This window comes from Planktothrix sp., assembly GCF_046067725.1.
Lineage (GTDB): Bacteria > Cyanobacteriota > Cyanobacteriia > Cyanobacteriales > Microcoleaceae > Planktothrix.
The window spans coordinates 1-17,583 of record NZ_JBJUDF010000082.1 but is presented as its reverse complement, the minus strand read 5'-3'; the positions used below and the strand labels follow the sequence as shown (position 1 = coordinate 17,583).

Genomic DNA, 17,583 nt, shown 5'->3' with positions numbered 1-17,583 from the left:
GCAAGAGTGCCCATTGCCTATTCCCTTTTGCTCAGAAATTTTTAACACAACTCAAATAGGATTGCTATAGCTTAGGTTAGAAACATAAAGGACTTAATAAAAAACCTTTATACTCCTAACCTATTTTAGCACTCAATCGAGATATTTTTTCGGGATTTTAATGCTTCTGACTAAACTAAACTGTACGGCCTAATTTCATCGATTTCTACAGTTGTGAATGTTGATTCAAGAGTTCCATTTTAATACCACCTTTAGGGGCTAAAGTTAGACCTCGACGACTCCCTTTTACGGGGGATTTTTCTGCTAACTTTAACTCATAATTTAATAAAATGGTCGCTAATACTAACTTCATTTCATATTGAGCTAAAGCCATTCCTAAACATAAACGAGCACCTCCACCAAACGGTAAAAATTCATAGGGAGAAAACTTACGTTCTAAAAAGCGTTCAGGTTTAAATTGATCCGCTTGCGGATATAAATCTTCTCGACGATGGGTTAAATAAATACAACCTACCACCAGAGTTTCTGGGGGTAATTGATAACCCATTAAATCAACGGATTCTTTATTCATGCGAGAAAAAGTTAACATTGCTACAGGATAAATTCGCAACGTTTCCTGACAAACAGCCGTTAAATAAGGCAAACGAAAAATATCCATTCCATCAGCATCAGCAGGTAAACTGGTTAACTCTTGCATTAATTTTTCATACACTTCTGGCTGACGATGAATCCAATATAATGCCCAAGACATTGCTGTAGCAGTCGTTTCATGTCCAGCTAATAATAACGTTAATAACTCATCTCGTAATTCTTGATCCGTCATTGCGTTACCTTCTTCATCCCGCGCAGCCATCATTAAATGCAGCATATCTGTTCGAGATTCATCAGGTTTTTCACGACGTTCTCGAATTTCTGCATATAATAACTCGTCAATTTGTTGGCGTTGTTTTAAGAAATATCCCCAAGGACTCCAAGCACCAAAATCTTGTTGTAAAATTGGAAAGAATAAAAAACTGGAACTCAAGGGAGATTTAAAAACTTCTACCATTCCTGATAACAGCCGTTTTAACTGATGATATCGTTCAGGTTCATAAACCCCAAAAACAACTCTGATAATTACATCTAAGGATATTTCTTGCATGATATCCCGAACAATAAAAGTTTTCCTGCTGGGAATTTGACTCATAACTTTTTGGGTAATCTCAGTAATTAATTGTCCATAATCTCGCATTCGTTCCCCATGAAAGGATGGCATTAATAATTTTCGTTCCCGTTTGTGGCGATTTCCTTCCAACATAAAAATAGAATTTTCTCCCGTTAAAGGAGTTAAAAGTTTATTTACCGAACCAGGTGCTTCAAAGGCATCATCAGTTAAAATTTTCTGAATCCCTTGAGGATGACTAACAAAAATCCAGGGTTTCTCTACACCTAGAATATAACTACTAAAAATATCTCCATATTCTCGAAAGCGGGTGTTCATATAATGAAGCGGATCAGCAATCCAATGGATTTGTTGTAGGAGAGCCAAACCTTTAGTTGCCGGGGGAATTTGTGTATTCATTGTTAAGGTGTTAAGCTGTTTATATTAAATCTATAGTAACGATATCTGAAGAATTTGCAACCTGGTTTAAAGATTTGCATCACGCTTCAAAAACAAACTGATCTTTAAATTTAAAGTTTATAAGTCCCTGTGCAAAATCAATGACCGAGTTGAGCAAGGGAACAGCTTAACAGGAAATGAGAAATGTGTAAAAATTATGTTCAGGTACTGATGATCAATGGGTCGTCTTGATTTGTGTCAACTTGAGCAAAAAATCGTAAAAATAAATTGTGTAGCTTTTAACTTTCAATTCATTGGTATAATTTATTAATATCCCGTTTGTCTATTTATATAAATCAATGATTTTTATTTATTACCCCTGTAGGAAAATATAATCATTTTTAGGGACAAGGAATTGTAAAATAAATCTTAACTCAAAAATTTAGAACGACCGAGAAGGGATTAAACATGACAGCAACAACATTACCAGAATTTTGTCAAGGAATTCAGTATTTTAACGAAAGTTTCCCCGAATTTGACACCTATGGTAAAACCCCGATTATTGCTGAAAATAGTATCGCCATTTCTGATCCCCATGATGTCGCAGCCGCCTATCAAACCTTACTTTATGCTGATGCACTGCGTTATTTAACCGTGCAAATTACCGCCAGTAAAGCGTCTGGACACCCGGGTGGCTTTGCGTCTAGTGTCGAAGCTTATGCGGCTTTAGTCATGCTTGGTCATAAAAATATTATGACGGAAGTGGGACACCATGCTCCAGGGTTTTATAGTGCGGTATTCTTAGATCGTTCCCTAGAAGATATGGGGATTTTCACGGTTCAACAATTGCGCGATCGCTTCCGTGAAAAACATGGACTTTTAGGCCACCTTTCCGGTTATATTCCCGGTTTGCTCAACCCCGCAGGGCCATTAGGACAGGGACAACATTTTGCTATGGCGGCTGCGTTATTACACCGCAATATTTTGTTTCCCTTTACCCTGGGTGATGGTGGCATGGGGGAACCTTACCCAATGAGCAGCATGATCCACTTCAACACCGCCTATCCTCAAGTCACCAATTTTTTACCCGTGTTGGTGTGGAACGGTTACAGCCAAGAGCATCATAGCATGGTTTCGACAAAAACCAATGAAGAAATGATTGCCTATTGGAAAGGTAACGGATTTTCCGAAGTGATTTTAGTTGATGCTAAAAATTTTGATGACCAAAATCAACCCGGTGATTATGTTGATAGTACCGCTTTTTCTATTCAAAAACGAATTGAATTTACCCAAGCCATTTTAGTGGCAATGAATAAAGCGGCAAAATCGGCTTTAGGAGGTCAATTAACCGTCTTTATTATTAAACAGTTAAAAGGGGCAGGAGTTCACGCTCGCGGTGCAAAATCTCATAATCTTTATCCGGGGGATACCTTGGATAGTCCCCACATTGTTAATGCTTTAAAAGAACGAGCCTTACCGATCGCAGCTTGGGAATTAGTCCGCACCAATTTAGAACGAGCCAATGGTGGCCCGGCATCTAAAACTGTTGTCAGTGAGTTTGATTACCATTTACCAGAGCTTGGTCAACTGCCCTTAGAAGAATATCCAGTCGGCGGTGAACCGAAAGTGGCAACAACCGCAATGGGGGCATTAGTGGTTCATGTCGGGCAAAAAGATCCCCATTTTATTGTCACCAATGCTGATGGAAATGCGGCTTCTGGAATTAACAATATTAACCAAGGATTAAAGATTATTCACCCGACAACGGATCATACTTATTTCCAACAACCCCAAGGTCAAGTTTATGAACCTTTAAGTGAAGATGCTTGTGCAGGATTAGCAGTCGGATTATCCTTATTAGGAGCACGTACATTATGGTGTTCTTATGAATCTTTTGCCATTAACGGGGTTCCGATTTTGCAAACCGTTACCCAAGCCATGGCAGAGTTACGGCGTGCTACCCCCTCAACCGTTTGTTTATTCACCGCAGGCGCCTTAGAACAAGGTCGCAACGGCTGGACACACCAACGCCCGGAAATTGAAGCCTATTTCGCCGCCATGATGCGCAATGGTAACGTTTTCCCGGTATTCCCTCCTGATGCTAATAGCATTCAAGTGTGCTACGATTGGGCATTAACGACCAAAAATAAAGGAATTATTATTACTGCCAGTAAGTCCCCCTTACCCATCCGCACCACTTTTGAACAAACCCGCCAAGGGTTAAAAGATGGGGCTGTGGTGTTACAGGAAGTCCCCGGAGATAAAACCGTTGTGTTTGCAGTGATTGGGGATATGACCTTAATTCCGGTGTTTGAAGCGGCGGCATTTTTGGAAACGGAAGGCATTGGGGTGCGAATTGTTTCTATTATTAATCCCCGACGTTTATATCGATCTCATGATGTTTTATCTGAGACTTGTTCAGAACCGGATAACGATTTTGCCAGTGATGAAACCTTTAACAAACTATTTGCTGGAGATGCGTTAATTGGAGTAACAGGAGGTTCAAGTTTGATGTTAGAACCGATTATGTTACGCAGCAATTCTAAGCGGGATACCTTTGCCTGGAAACGAGGTGAAACCACCGCCAGTGCTGGGGAGTTAATGGCATTTAATGGCATTACTTCCGAAGCATTGACGAAACGAGCGATTGAGTTGATTCATTAGTAGTCATCTAACCCAGGGCTGTTTCATTTTCAGGTTAAAAAGAGCGATCGCACCAGTCATGTTTGCTGGCGCATCGCTACCTGATCAATTTGTATTGTGGCTTCCTGGGAAAAAAAACTGATTCCCGTTACCCCATAAATTTCCAGAGTCAGCCCTGTGAGCATTTTCACAAATTAGGGCAACCCCCCAAGAACTCAAAAACCGGGTTTCGTGGGGGTTGTCCTTTGCCATTTTCAGGCAGATAATCTTAAATTAAACAAAAGTTTTAAATCGACAAAGACCATCATTGGGAAAATTCCTTATAATTGGAACTCAAGCCTCATCAACCCTTAAAACTGCTCTTAGAGGTTCACAGTGGTCAACAATGCTCCTTGACTGGATTAGTTCTAAAAAAAGATGATTATGATTAATTGATCGCAAAAGGAATCGAAATGGTTACACTTATTGAAAATCCCCTGCGGGTAGGACTACAACAAGATCGAATTCCCGAACCCCAGATTTTAGTGATTTTTGGTGCATCGGGAGATTTAACCCAACGTAAATTAGTTCCAGCGCTCTATCAAATGAAATTAGAGCGCAAACTCCCCCCAGAATTCACCATTGTTGGGGTAGCTCGTCGGGAGTGGAGTCATGATTTTTTCCGTGAACATTTGCGGCAAGGGGTGGAAGAGTTTGGCAGTGGTTTATATTCAGAAACCCTGTGGAATGATTTTGCTCAAGGGATTTTTTATTGTTCGGGGAATATGGATGAACCCGAAAGTTATCAAAAACTTAAAGGCTTTTTAAGTGAACTCGATGAACTTCGCCGCACCCGAGGAAACCGCGTCTTTTATTTATCTGTCGCCCCGCGTTTCTTCGCCGAAGCAATTCAACAACTGGGTGCGGCTGGAATGCTCACCGACCCGAAAAAGCAGCGTTTAGTCATTGAAAAACCCTTTGGTCGAGATTTAGGTTCGGCTCAGGTGCTCAACCGAGTGGTTCGTCAAGTCTGTTCTGAAGAACAAGTTTATCGTATTGATCATTATCTTGGGAAAGAAACGGTTCAAAACCTGATGGTGTTTCGGTTTGCTAATGCCATTTTTGAACCTCTTTGGAACCGTCAATTTGTTGATCACGTCCAAATTACCGTTGCGGAAACCGTCGGTTTAGAAGGACGGGCGGGTTATTATGAAACCTCCGGGGCACTGCGGGATATGGTGCAAAACCACCTGATGCAGTTATTTTCCTTAACCGCAATGGAACCTCCCAACTCCCTTGATGCGGATAGTATTCGCAATGAAAAAGTTAAGGTGGTTCAAGCCACCCACCTGGCTGATATTAATTATTTAGAATATTCTGCGGTGCGGGGACAATATACCCCCGGTTGGATGAACGGTCAACAAGTTCCAGGATATCGCTCCGAAGAAGGAGCAGCTTCCTACTCCACCACCCCCACTTATGCTGCGTTAAAATTTTATATTGATAATTGGCGCTGGAAAGGAGTACCGTTCTATCTGCGAACCGGAAAACGAATGCCGAAAAAAGTCACAGAAATCGCCATTCAGTTTAAAGAAGTTCCTTATTTAATGTTTCAGTCCGCCGCAAAACAGGCTAACCCGAATGTTTTAGTGTTGAGAATTCAACCTAATGAGGGAATCTCCATGCGCTTTGAAGTGAAAACCCCCGGAAACTCTCTGCGGACTCGTTCTGTTGATATGGATTTTCGCTATGATACCGCCTTTGGTAAACCGAATACAGATGCCTATGCTCGTTTATTGATTGACTGTATGTTAGCCGATCAAACCTTGTTTACACGGGGCGATGAAGTCGAAGCGTCTTGGCAAGTGCTCACCCCTGTCCTAGAAATCTGGGACGCTCCGGCTCCGGCTGAGTCTATTCCGCTCTATGAAGCCGGAACTTGGGGGCCAGTAGAATCGGAACTTCTACTTAACCGAGATGGTCGCCGTTGGCGTCGATTGTAATCCGTAGATCAGTTGGGCGGAAAAACCCCGCCCCCACAAATCATAACTAATAACCGATATGACTACACCTCTTGTTGCATTACAAAAACCAAAGGATATTTCTCTGAGCCAAATTGAAGCGGAATTAAATAGTATTTGGCTGAGTCAAAATATTGGAAATGGCAAAACCACAGCCATTGCCACTCGTGCTGCAACCTTCAGCATGGTGGTTTATGAACCGGAAGAATTTCAACAATTGTTAGGAGCTTTAGGATTCTATACAGCCAGTATTGATGGGATTCATGGCACAGCCACCCGCGAAGCGATTAAAGAAGCCCAAAAACGCTATGATTTACCGATTACCGGACGAGTTGATCCTGATACCTTAACAAAATTACGCGAGGAATTTGCTAAACTTCCGGCTTCAAAACAAACAATTACTAATCTCGATGCACGGGGATTTAGTATTAGTGAAACCATCGCAGCCCAAAATCCTTGCCGAATTATTACGCTGTGTCCAACTTTCGGAGAAGATACCGGAGTCACAGCCCAAGTGTCCGCCTATTGCCCGATTCAGAAAAAACATGAAGAAGGGTTAGTGTGTTGTGAATACATCACCCTGCGGGGAACTAAAGCCGCCTTAGAACGAGTCGGAAATGTGGTTTCATCCTTAATGATTCCCGATTTACCGAAATTTGTTTGGTGGAAAGCGACCCCAAATCCTGAACAAGAATTGTTTAAACAATTATCCAGTTGTTGCAATTGTGTGATTGTGGATTCCTCTTATTTTAGCGATCCAGAATCGGAATTGTTGAAAATGCAGGATTTAATTGAGCAAGAAACCTATATTGCGGACTTAAATTGGCATCGACTTTCTCCTTGGCAAGAATTAACCGCCTCTGCCTTTGATCCCCCAGAACGCAGAACTTCCTTAGTCGAAATTGATAATATTACCCTTGATTATGAAAAAGGCAATGCCGCCCAAGCTTTAATGTTTTTAGGGTGGTTTGCCAGCCGTTTAGAGTGGAAACCTGTTTCCTTTATCGATCAAGATGGAGATTATGAAATCAAACATATTCGGTTTATTGGGCCGAATGATAAAGAAATCTTAGCGGAACTGGCGGCAATTCCTACGGCGGATTATGGTGAAATTCCAGGGGATTTAGTGGGGTTACGGTTAACTTCTGGAAATCCTCATGCCAACTGCTGCACGATATTATGTTCTGAAACAACCGGATGTATGCGGATGGAAGCCGGAGGAAGTGCTCAATCTTGTCGGACAGAACAAGTAATTGCCGCAACGGATCAAAAAGCCGAGTCTCTGATGGCGCAACAACTACAACGTTGGGGACGGGATGTGCTCTATGAGGAAAGCTTGGCTGTCACGGCTCAACTTTTGAAATTACGGTAGTCTTGCTGGAGACCGTATTATCCCCCAGGGCTGTTTCATGCTAGGAGCAAATTCCTCTGTTACCTCTCCCCGAACCCCTCGACTCCATGGAGAGGGGAGAATTTCTGTTACTCTTCAATCAGAAATGGTATTTAGTAATATTAATTGCTCCCCTTTCAGAATAAAAATATTCTTCCTTTTTCCTCTCTTCATAAGAGAGTTTAGGGATATTAAAAAAGATTTAAAAGTCGGGTAAAAAAGGTTTTTAGGAGAAAATGAAACAGCCCTGGGACAAACACCCCACCCTGGGGTATTTTTTTTCTGTTGTATTCCTTGTGATAGATGTCACTGTCAAATTTTGTCCCCTCTCATAAAATAGGTTTAGATCCCTATTATCTATAAAAATCGTGACTAGGATTATCAGTAAAGTCTTAAGGCTTTTGTTTCGCGGGTTGCAAGCTTTCAACATGAATCGATAAATTAATTGTCGTTTACTTTTATAGTAAAGTTGAGTTGAGATAGTAATTTTTTTCTGCTGGAACAATTCTGATTGATCCATAAAACATAGATTTCACTCGATATGAACTCCAACTCATTTAGAGAAACGACTATATTAATTGTTGATGATAGCCCAACAAACCTTAATTTACTGTCGGGTTTTATAGATAATTGTGGCTGGAAATTTTTAATTGCAACCCACAGTATTCAAGCCATTAAACTCGCAGAACTTAAGCAACCTGATTTAATTTTATTAGATGTGATGATTCCCGGAATTGATGGGTTTGAAACGTGCAAAAAATTAAAACTTAATCCCCAAACCCATGATATTCCGATTATTTTTATGACCGCAGTAACGGATAAGTTAGAGAAGGTTCGAGGTTTATCGATTGGGGCTGTGGATTATATTACGAAACCGTTTCAGGCGGAAGAAGTGATTGCTCGGATTAAAATTCATTTAAAAATTAGCTATCTGACTCAAAAACTATTAGAAAAAAATCAAGAATTAGAGCAACGAGTTTTAGAACGAACTGGAGAATTATCTCAAGCGTTAGAAGATTTGAAACAGTCGCAAATGCAATTAGTTCAAAGCGAAAAAATGTCAACTTTAGGACATTTAATTGCTGGAGTTGCCCATGAAATTAATAATCCCATTAACTTTATTGCCGGGAATTTGAATCACGCTAGTATTTATATTAATGATTTAATTAATCATTTAAGACTCTATCAAAATTATTATCCGAATCCTGATCCGGCTTTGATTGATCATGCGGATTCTATTGATTTAGATTATTTAGTAGAAGATCTTCCTAAACTGATTTCTTCGATGAAATTAGGAACTGATCGAATTTCTAATATTAGTATAAGTTTACGCACCTTTTCCCGAAGTGATACCAAAGTTCAAGTTGCATTTAATATTCATGAAGGCTTAGAAAGTACATTATTAATCCTAAAACATTTATTACAAGCAACGGATCATCGTCCTGATATTAAAATTATTAAAAACTATGGGCAAATGCCGATGGTTGAATGCTATCCAGGTCAATTAAATCAAGTCTTTATGAATTTAATTACCAATGCCATTGATGCGTTAAATGAAGCCAGCAAAAATCTATCCTATCAAGAGTTACTTCAAAACCCGAATCAAATTACAATTTCAACTTATTTAGTCTCTAATAGTCGTGCGGTTGCTATTTCAGTTAAGGACAATGGCACAGGAATGTCCGAGGAGACTAAAAAATGTGCCTTTGATTATTTATTCACCACAAAACCCGTTGGAAAAGGAACCGGGTTAGGCTTATCCATTAGTCGCCAAATTATTGAAGAGATCCATAAAGGACGATTATTATGTAACTCTCAGCTAGGAGAAGGATCAGAGTTTATTATAGAAATACCCATTTGTAAAGACTTAGAGATTTAGAGATTTAGAATTACGAATTACGAATTACGAATTACGAATAGGGAATGGGTAATGTTAAAATTGATTAGTCCTGGCTCTGTTATGATCTGTAGCCAAGATTTAAGGATTTACTCTAACCATTATGATCAATAGAAAATCTCGATTTAAAATTAAAATCTCTGGGTTTAATTTGGGAATGTTATTAATATTTATAGGATCTATATTTTTAAGATTTTGGGGGTTAAATCGATTTAATACTTTAGTATTTGACGAAGTTTATTATGCTAAATTTGGCAATAATTATTTAACCCATACTCCATTTTTTAATTCCCATCCTCCCCTCAGTCAATATTTAATTGCAATGGGAATTTGGCTCGGTTCTCAACTGCCCTTTGGACAAGAAACAGTGAATAATTTAGCAGGTTCAACTCTATCAACCTGGAGTTATCGCTGGTTTAATGCTTTATTCGGTTCGTTTATTCCCTTAATCGTTGGTGCGATCGCTTATCAACTTACTCATCGCCGAAGCTATACCTTAATTGCGACTTTTCTAATGGCAATGGATGGATTATTTTTAGTTGAATCTCGCTATGCTTTGAGTAATATTTATATTGTATTTTTTGGACTATTAGGGCAATTATTTTTTTTAATAGCGTTAACAAAAACAGGTCGTTATCGTTGGTTTTGGCTGATTTTATCAGGAATAGGATTAGGCTGTGCAATTGCAACAAAATGGAATGGATTAGCATTTTTATTAGGGATTTATCTAATATTATTGAGTGCTTTTACCAGAAAAATATTTCTAAATAAATCAGAAAATTTACGCCCTAACTATGCCTTTAATTCTCCCTTGGAGAACTTAAATAAACTAACACCTATTTCCATGTTAGTCAGTTTAGTTATCATTCCAATTATTGTTTATATCGTTGCTTGGCTTCCCCATGTACAACAAAATCCTACCCCTGGACTTTGGGGACTTCAAACCAAAATTTGGTCTTATCATCAAAACTTAGGAGATGGAGCAAAAGTTCATCCTTATTGTTCAAAATGGTACAGTTGGATTTTGATGTTACGACCCGTCGCCTATTTTTACACCAAAGTTGATAGCACCACTGCACCTGATCCGATTTTACCCGTCCATCATCCTGACCAACTCCCGCTCGTTTATGCGGTTCATGCGATGGGGAACCCCTTTTTATGGTGGTTATCGACTTTAGCCAGTCTGTTATTAATGGGAATATTAATTCAACAAGTTTGGATGGGTTTAACACGGCGATTTCCCCAGCTAAAACCCAAATTATCTGTACAATTTATTCCCCCACCGGAACAAGGGTTAATCCTCTTTATTACCCTGAATTGGTTAGCGAATTTATTACCCTGGGTTAAGGTAACTCGCTGTTTATTTATGTACCATTATATGACAGGGTTTGTTTTTAGCTGTATGGCTTTGGGTTGGGGGTTAGAACGAGGGTTGTATAGTCCTAAAAAGCGATTTCGTTGGCTGGGAGGGACGGTAATTTTCCTGGTTTTATTCGGTTTTTTGTATTGGATGCCATTATACTTAGGTCTGCCATTGTCCCCTAGCCAATGGAAACTGCGGATGTGGCTGCCATCATGGATTTAATTTTCAGGATTTAGCACTGTTGAGAAGATATTGTGAGGTAAATCACCAAGATCATTAATCATTATCACAAAAAAAATCAGCACATCTTACGGAAAGCTTAACCCACATAGGAAATAATGAATTTAGGTTTTTAATGAATTTAGTCCTATGAATACTAATGACTCTAATCCTAAATCAAACTTGAGTAAAGAATCTCAAAATCAACAATTAGATGCGATCGCAAAACTCGCCATTCTCAGTTTAACTTGGTCATTAGCCGATCTCTCAAAAAAAAATAGAACCAACATTAATTCAGATACAGCCGAACCAGAAATTCAGATTAACTTGTCGCCATTGAAAGATGGGCTTCCTTCCTCTGAATCTCCTCCTTGATCCAATCACCGAGATTCAGGGGTTTGATGTAGGGCAATGACATATTAAACTAAATGTGAGTTGGTTAATACCCCAAGGAGAACACCGGACGTGGCAATTGAAATTGGTCAAAGAGTAAAAGTTCGCCGAATCAGAGAGCGAGTCCCGAATGATGTTGTCAATCAGTTAAAGCAAAATCCGTTTGGAACTGTTAAAGGTTTCAAAATGGTTGATGGAAGTGGAGTAGGTTTTATTGTTCAACTCGATAACAAAACATCAACCTGGTTCTTTGAAGATGAACTAGAAATCTCTCGTTAAAACCCTCCGCATTGCGGGACGGACAGGAAAGACTAAGAGGCTCATTTGCAAGTGTAGCGGTAGGAGTTGGGAAACCCAGCCCTCCTTGCAGATGAGCCTTTAAAGGCTTTGGGGTTTTAATCCTTCGTTGGGCTAGATCAATTTTCAAAAAACTTGCGATAGGATCAAGGCGATTGGATGATCAAATTTTCCTGAGCGAGATTAGGACGGAATAGATGGCCCTGACATTAACATTTTTGGGCAAAGGTGGTACAGGTCGGACAACCCTAGCGATCGCAGCCGCTCAACAATTGGCGGCGAGTAGTAAGCGGGTGTTGTTAGTGGGACAAGATGGAAGTCCCGCCTGGAAACTTTTGCTAGAAACCGAAGTTGGTTGTGATCCCACACCGATCACCAACAATTTAAAAGCAGTTCAACTCAAAAGTGCGCTTTTACTTGAACACAGTTGGGAAGAAATTAAAAAGCTAGAAAACCAATATGTTCGGACTCCCTTTTTTAAGAGCGTTTACGGTCAGGAATTGGGAATTTTACCGGGGATGGATAGTGCCCTGGCTTTAAATGCAATTCGTCAATATGATGCCAGTGGCGATTATGATGTGATTATTTATGACGGGTTAGCCAGTCAAGAAACCCTAAGAATGTTGGGAATGCCAGAAATTTTAAGCTGGTATATTCGCCGTTTTCGCAATATATTTATGGAATCAGACTTAGGCAAAGCCTTATCTCCCTTTGTTCAACCCATCGCCACTAGCGTTCTCAGTATTGATATTTCTGGGGATACCTTTGCTAAACCCACTCAAGATATGAATAATATTTTGGAGCAAGGAAGAGTCGCCGTATCAGACCCGAACCGAGTGGCGGCTTATTTAGTCACAAATGAAGATGAAGTCGCGATCGCAACTGCTCGATATTTATGGGGAAGTGCTCAACAGGTGGGGTTAACCATTGGCGGGGTACTCTTAAATCAAGCATTATTAACAGAACCCATTGCAGAAGCATTTGTGCCATTAGCAGTGAGTGTCATTCCACAACGTTCCGGTCAAAATTGGCAACCTCTGTTAGACTCCTTACCCGATTTTACCCAAGCTCAACTCGCTCCCAAACCCATTGATATTGATGTAGCACAACGTAAGGTTAGCCTGTTCTTACCGAGTTTTGACAAAAAACAAGTAAAGCTGACTCAATACGGCCCAGAGGTCACAATAGAAGCCGGAGATCAACGGCGGAACATCTTCCTTCCCCCTGCCTTAACGGGAAAACCTGTCACCGGGGCGAAGTTTCAAAATGGTTACTTAACCATTAGTTTTTAACCGGGATTGACTGTTGACTGTTGACTGTTGACGATTGACTGTTGACAGCCAACGGTCAGAGGTACTTAAAATCTTGGCAATTCAAAAGATTGATATTAATGATTAATACGGATCAGCCGAAGAAGAATGAGGAGAAGGCTCGATTTTAGAATCCAGTGTTTGAGGATTAAAGTTGAATTTGTCATTAATTGTAACTGCTATTCCAAGGAACAAAAGACTACTAATGACCGCTAACAGAGGTAATCCTCTGGTTAAGCTTAAATCTCGTCGAATTCGAGCAAAGGGATGACTTTGGCGTCGAAGCATTTGCGCAACAGCACATTGTTGAAGACAAAAGGGATCTCGGACATAATGACCACTTCGACTCATGACAAAATGGGTATGGCAATGAGGGCAGGTAAACAGTCCACCTAACATTCCGACTGAAGGCAAAATGCTCGTATGATGGCAAATGGGGCAAGTAACAGAATGAGTATTAAAAGTATCTGCGTTCATAACAACTGGACTCAAACGTAGAAAACTAAGGGTTCATCGAAACGGGAGAAACTGGCAACCGCTTGGGTAGTGGGATGTATTTCTGCTTCCTATTACTTCTAGTCTACCTCTAAGGATAGAGAGTGTATCATTGAGAAACGTTAACATTTGTAGAGAAGAACTTCTAATGCTAACGATCTTAATTCTAGCTCTTCAGATCTTCAGTCTTAATGGGTAAGGTTTCTGACCAAGTTTGTAACTTTGATAATTCTGCAACATGGGTAAGATTATATTGTAATGGAGTAATCGTGATGAAATGTTGACGTAACGCATGAACATCTGTGATTAACTGATCGCCTTCAGACGGTGTATTTAAACGTTCAACATCTTCCATTAATTCTCCGGCAAGCCAATAATAGGTTTTTCCTCTAGGATCAAGGCGTTTTTCCAAAATATCCACATAACGACGAATGCCTTGACGAGTTATCATCACTCCATTAATCTCTGAAGAGGGAACAGCAGGAACATTAATATTCAGTAACAGGGGTTCGGGTAAAGGATTTTTTTCTAAGGTTTGAATTAACTGTTGAGCAAATTCAACGGTTGCTTGAAATTCCCGTGAAGAATAACTGCCTAAACTAAAAGCAATACTAGGAATTCCTTGAATAAAACCTTCCATTGCCGCCGAAACCGTACCAGAGTACAGAATATCCGTTGCCACATTCGGCCCATGATTAATTCCGGCTAAAACTAAGTCAGGAGGGCTATCGAGAATTCCAAATAGTCCTACTTTCACCGAGTCCGCCGGAGTTCCTGAACAAGCCCAAGCTGTAACTGAAGGTTCAAAAATATTTTCTACCTGTTCAGCCCGAATCGGATGATGTAAGGTTAAACCATGACCCGTTGCAGATCGTTCTCGGTCAGGACATACCACCGTCACTTCATGACCAACTGCGGCTAAACCATTCGCTAAACTCCGAATTCCTTGGGCAAAAACCCCATCATCATTACTAATTAACAGTTTCATACGACATTATGGGAAAATGAAAACGAATATTGCTTCAGCCAATCGAAAAAAAACCCGACAACCCGAAAATGAATTCCTCATTTAGTGTATCCGTAAATGCCTATTTTTGATTCAACGATCAAGGCAACATCCCCAGATGCGACCTGAAAGTATCAGCTAAAATATTGACAGGATTTTACATTAACACCCCTAACTGATCAGGTTCTCACAATTGCTATACCTTAAAAATGTCTACGTTTTTTGTTAATGACGGTGGTACTGCGATTATCAACATTGGGGGATTCAATCCACCGAGCCAGGAAACTGTAACTCAAGGGATTATTGTACCCCCGATTCTTCCCAACCCAATTTGGGAGGATGCCTTTTTTGACTCAACAACACTGATTATTCCATCCTTAGTCACTCCCCCTGGAGAATTATTATCAGGCACATCGGGTAATGATCTCTTAACAGGAACAGATGGGAATGATACATTACAAGGATTACCGGGTAATGATGTTCTCAAGGGTCAAGGCGGAAATGATACAATATTAGCAGGACAAGGAAATGATACCCTCACGGGTGGGGAAGGCAATGATCTTTTAAGTGGCGACCGAGGACAAGATTGGCTAACGGGAAATTCAGGAAATGATATTTTTATTCTTCCCGTTAGTGCTAGTATGAGTCATATTAATACTGTTGATATGATTACCGATTTTATGGTTGGGGAAGATCAGATCGGTTTAACTCAGGGTTTGACTCAAACACAGGTTAGTCTCCTCTTTTCTGTTTTCAGTGGAACCCCTGGAACCTTAATTACGGTTATTGAGTCTAATCAATTATTGGGCTTTATTCCTAATGTCAGCCCAGAGGGATTATTGAATCAATTCATTTCCATAAATTGACGTTTCAAGATTTATATATTCTCGATTTAAATCATCAATTTATATAGCAAAATCAGCCATATTAAAATTAAACTAATGGCGAACTTTTAGCTACCAAACTATCAAATCTTAACAGTTTTTCTGCCTTTCTTTGATCTTAAAATTTAGGAATTTTTTAAAAAAATCCTTCCAATAATAGCTTGACACTTGAGGATATTTTAATTAACTTGAATTTAGTTTTTAAATTTTGTACAAAAAAAGAGAGTAACAATAAATGGCTAATTTTCAAGGAACAGATTTAGGTGACGTTCTTCAAATTGGTGCTTTTCCCTTTCCTAGCATCACCAAAGATGGTCAAGTTTTGAATCCTCTGATTCTGATTCAACCTTCCGATTTAGCCGGGAATGATAATATCCTATTGTTGGGTGGAGCTGATGCGGCTGATGGTGGTGCCGGAGATGATACCATCGATTCAGGAGCCGGAGATGATAACCCAATTAATGGCGGAGATGGCAACGATAGTATTATCCTCGGCGAAGGAAATGATACGGGTTTTGGTGGCGAAGGAAATGATACTTTATTTGGCGGTTTAGGCATCAATAATGTTGATGGGGGAAATGGTAATGACTACCTTTCCTATTTAAACGTTACTCCTAGTTCTCCCAGTGGAGCGAGTCAAGTCGTTGTAGATTTATCCACAAAAGGAGAAGTTTACAACAATGCTTTTGTGAGTATTGCCACCGATAATATTACTACAATCGAAAATGTCATTGGTGCTCCAGGTCTTCCTAATAATCTAACCGGAACAACAGGCGATAATATTATTATTGGAGGTGCAGCCGGTGATTTTATTCTCAGTGGAGGTGGAAAAGACACCCTCAAAGGCGGTTTAGGGGATGATTTCTATACCGTTCTGGCTACCTCGAATGGCACTCAAATTGAAGATGCTGGAGGCACTACAGATCATCTCAATATTCCGGGTGTAACGTTATTATTATCGGGGCCTAGTACAACAGGTTATGGGTTAGAACGGCAAGGAAAAAATCTGGCAATTGACTTAGATCTTGATGGCAAAATTGACTCAACGAAAGATTTATTAATTGTTGATTTTTATGCGGATACAACCGCAAAAACCGCAGGGACTGGGTTCATTGAAAACGTTGTTAACCTCAAAGGGGAAGATATTCTCACTTCCAATATTCCCAACACTGCACCCCCTCCAACCTCTAATGTCATCTGGACAACACCAACCACTTCTGCCAGTAACCCAGGGCCAGATGTACCCGCGCCAGGAGGTGGAAATACAACCTTTGTTGACCAAGGAATTACATCTTATCTGTTTACCAACGCCGCCGATAACGCGTTTGTTCCAGCAACAGCCGCTAATCTTTACATTCAAGCCTTAAATGGTAATGATTTTGTTATCGGTACTGCTTCCGTTGACAATATTAATGGCAATTTAGGGGATGATGTGATTTTAGCAGGTGCAGGAAATGATGGTGATCGCACCGTTACGATTCCTAGCAATACCATTCGCACGGCGGTTCGCGGAGGGAAAGGGTCAGATAACCTCGATGGTCAAGAGGGAGATGATTTACTCAATGGCAACCTCGAAAATGACACCGTATTCGGAGGTGTGGGAAATGATATTGTTCGGGGTGGAAAAGGTGCAGATGTTTTAGATGGCGGGTTCGGTGCAGACTACTTGATTGGTGATGCGGATCAAGATAAACTCACCGGAGGAGCCGATGCAGATATCTTTGTGTTACCCGGAGTTTCCATTGCCGCTACCAGTTTAAATCAAGCAGATTTGATCATCGATTTTGTTGTGGGAACGGATAAAATCATGTTACCTGCGGGAACAACGTTTGCCCAACTCACCTTAACGGCGGTGACCGTGCAACTTGACGGTGGAACAAGCGTACCTTCTACAGCCATTCAATCAGGAACCAGCTATTATGGTTTAGTACAAGGCATAACCCCGGTTCAACTCACCGACACTAATTTTATTGCCGATGATCCGAATATTACGGTTTTAGGATAGTTGACACTCTCACCGTCAATCGCAAAGCGATGTGACGGGAGATTCTTTGTTCAACGAATCGACTTGCCCGAAAAGGATTGCTCCCGTCAAGGTAGAGGTCAATTCTCCCAAAGCGTTAATCGGTTCTAAACCGAAAGTTCC

13 protein-coding genes are annotated in these 17,583 nt (G+C 40.3%); 10 read left to right on the top strand and 3 right to left on the bottom strand.

The genetic code is table 11. The features are described from left to right. Positions 1–205 precede the first annotated feature (205 nt). Positions 206–1,561: a cytochrome P450 gene (locus tag ACKPEB_RS04720; RefSeq protein WP_408963672.1), complete on the bottom strand. Its 1,356-nt coding sequence runs from the start codon at positions 1,559–1,561 to the stop codon at positions 206–208. Positions 1,562–2,008: 447 nt separating this feature from the next. On the opposite strand from ACKPEB_RS04720, the gene ACKPEB_RS04715 reads away from it, so the two are divergent. The 8 genes from ACKPEB_RS04715 to ACKPEB_RS04680 all read left to right on the top strand — a co-directional run bounded on the left by ACKPEB_RS04715 (position 2,009) and on the right by ACKPEB_RS04680 (position 13,034). Beyond that, positions 2,009–4,204 carry a phosphoketolase gene (locus tag ACKPEB_RS04715; protein WP_408963671.1) on the top strand — a complete coding sequence of 732 codons (2,196 nt, stop codon included), beginning with the start codon at positions 2,009–2,011 and terminating at the stop codon, positions 4,202–4,204. 431 nt (positions 4,205–4,635) lie between these two features. Beyond that, positions 4,636–6,165, top strand: coding sequence for a glucose-6-phosphate dehydrogenase (gene zwf / locus ACKPEB_RS04710; protein WP_408963670.1), 1,530 nt, complete (start codon positions 4,636–4,638; stop codon positions 6,163–6,165). Positions 6,166–6,223: 58 nt separating this feature from the next. Further along, entirely contained in the window at positions 6,224–7,555 is a 1,332-nt protein-coding gene (opcA, locus tag ACKPEB_RS04705) for a glucose-6-phosphate dehydrogenase assembly protein OpcA (RefSeq protein ID WP_408963669.1), read from the top strand. Between the two features lie 559 nt (positions 7,556–8,114). After that, the gene (locus tag ACKPEB_RS04700) at positions 8,115–9,452 is read left to right on the top strand and encodes a response regulator (RefSeq protein ID WP_408963668.1); all 1,338 of its coding nucleotides are present in this window, start codon (positions 8,115–8,117) and stop codon (positions 9,450–9,452) included. A 121-nt stretch (positions 9,453–9,573) separates the two neighbouring features. Then, positions 9,574–11,055, top strand: a complete 1,482-nt coding sequence (locus ACKPEB_RS04695) for a dolichyl-phosphate-mannose--protein mannosyltransferase (RefSeq protein ID WP_408963667.1) — start codon at positions 9,574–9,576, stop codon at positions 11,053–11,055. A 147-nt stretch (positions 11,056–11,202) separates the two neighbouring features. After that, a complete protein-coding gene (locus ACKPEB_RS04690; RefSeq protein WP_408963666.1) occupies positions 11,203–11,427 on the top strand; it encodes a hypothetical protein in 225 nt (74 codons plus the stop codon). Positions 11,428–11,517: 90 nt separating this feature from the next. Continuing rightward, positions 11,518–11,724 carry a DUF2862 domain-containing protein gene (locus tag ACKPEB_RS04685; protein ID WP_408963665.1) on the top strand — a complete coding sequence of 69 codons (207 nt, stop codon included), beginning with the start codon at positions 11,518–11,520 and terminating at the stop codon, positions 11,722–11,724. Between the two features lie 215 nt (positions 11,725–11,939). Next, the gene (locus ACKPEB_RS04680) at positions 11,940–13,034 is read left to right on the top strand and encodes an ArsA family ATPase (RefSeq protein WP_408963664.1); all 1,095 of its coding nucleotides are present in this window, start codon (positions 11,940–11,942) and stop codon (positions 13,032–13,034) included. Between the two features lie 102 nt (positions 13,035–13,136). Here the strand turns inward: ACKPEB_RS04680 and ACKPEB_RS04675 are convergent, their stop codons facing one another. After that, positions 13,137–13,529, bottom strand: coding sequence for a hypothetical protein (locus ACKPEB_RS04675; RefSeq protein WP_408963663.1), 393 nt, complete (start codon positions 13,527–13,529; stop codon positions 13,137–13,139). A gap of 184 nt (positions 13,530–13,713) precedes the next feature. Beyond that, complete coding sequence (gene surE / locus ACKPEB_RS04670) at positions 13,714–14,535, bottom strand: 5'/3'-nucleotidase SurE (RefSeq protein ID WP_408963662.1); 822 nt, start codon at positions 14,533–14,535, stop codon at positions 13,714–13,716. 227 nt (positions 14,536–14,762) lie between these two features. Between surE and ACKPEB_RS04665 the strand changes: the two genes are divergently transcribed. Continuing rightward, positions 14,763–15,419 carry a calcium-binding protein gene (locus tag ACKPEB_RS04665; RefSeq protein WP_408963661.1) on the top strand — a complete coding sequence of 219 codons (657 nt, stop codon included), beginning with the start codon at positions 14,763–14,765 and terminating at the stop codon, positions 15,417–15,419. Between the two features lie 253 nt (positions 15,420–15,672). Beyond that, a complete protein-coding gene (locus ACKPEB_RS04660) occupies positions 15,673–17,442 on the top strand; it encodes a hypothetical protein (RefSeq protein WP_408963660.1) in 1,770 nt (589 codons plus the stop codon). Positions 17,443–17,583 lie beyond the last annotated feature (141 nt).

Excerpts from the sequence above, each read along its gene's own strand:
- ACKPEB_RS04720 (WP_408963672.1), bottom strand. The coding sequence starts at position 1,561 with ATGAATACACAAATTCCCCCGGCAACTAAAGGTTTGGCTCTCCTACAA.
- ACKPEB_RS04715 (WP_408963671.1), top strand. The coding sequence starts at position 2,009 with ATGACAGCAACAACATTACCAGAATTTTGTCAAGGAATTCAGTATTTT.
- zwf (WP_408963670.1), top strand. The coding sequence starts at position 4,636 with ATGGTTACACTTATTGAAAATCCCCTGCGGGTAGGACTACAACAAGAT.
- opcA (WP_408963669.1), top strand. The coding sequence starts at position 6,224 with ATGACTACACCTCTTGTTGCATTACAAAAACCAAAGGATATTTCTCTG.
- ACKPEB_RS04700 (WP_408963668.1), top strand. The coding sequence starts at position 8,115 with ATGAACTCCAACTCATTTAGAGAAACGACTATATTAATTGTTGATGAT.
- ACKPEB_RS04695 (WP_408963667.1), top strand. The coding sequence starts at position 9,574 with ATGATCAATAGAAAATCTCGATTTAAAATTAAAATCTCTGGGTTTAAT.
- ACKPEB_RS04690 (WP_408963666.1), top strand. The coding sequence starts at position 11,203 with ATGAATACTAATGACTCTAATCCTAAATCAAACTTGAGTAAAGAATCT.
- ACKPEB_RS04680 (WP_408963664.1), top strand. The coding sequence starts at position 11,940 with ATGGCCCTGACATTAACATTTTTGGGCAAAGGTGGTACAGGTCGGACA.
- ACKPEB_RS04675 (WP_408963663.1), bottom strand. The coding sequence starts at position 13,529 with ATGAACGCAGATACTTTTAATACTCATTCTGTTACTTGCCCCATTTGC.
- surE (WP_408963662.1), bottom strand. The coding sequence starts at position 14,535 with ATGAAACTGTTAATTAGTAATGATGATGGGGTTTTTGCCCAAGGAATT.
- ACKPEB_RS04665 (WP_408963661.1), top strand. The coding sequence starts at position 14,763 with ATGTCTACGTTTTTTGTTAATGACGGTGGTACTGCGATTATCAACATT.
- ACKPEB_RS04660 (WP_408963660.1), top strand. The coding sequence starts at position 15,673 with ATGGCTAATTTTCAAGGAACAGATTTAGGTGACGTTCTTCAAATTGGT.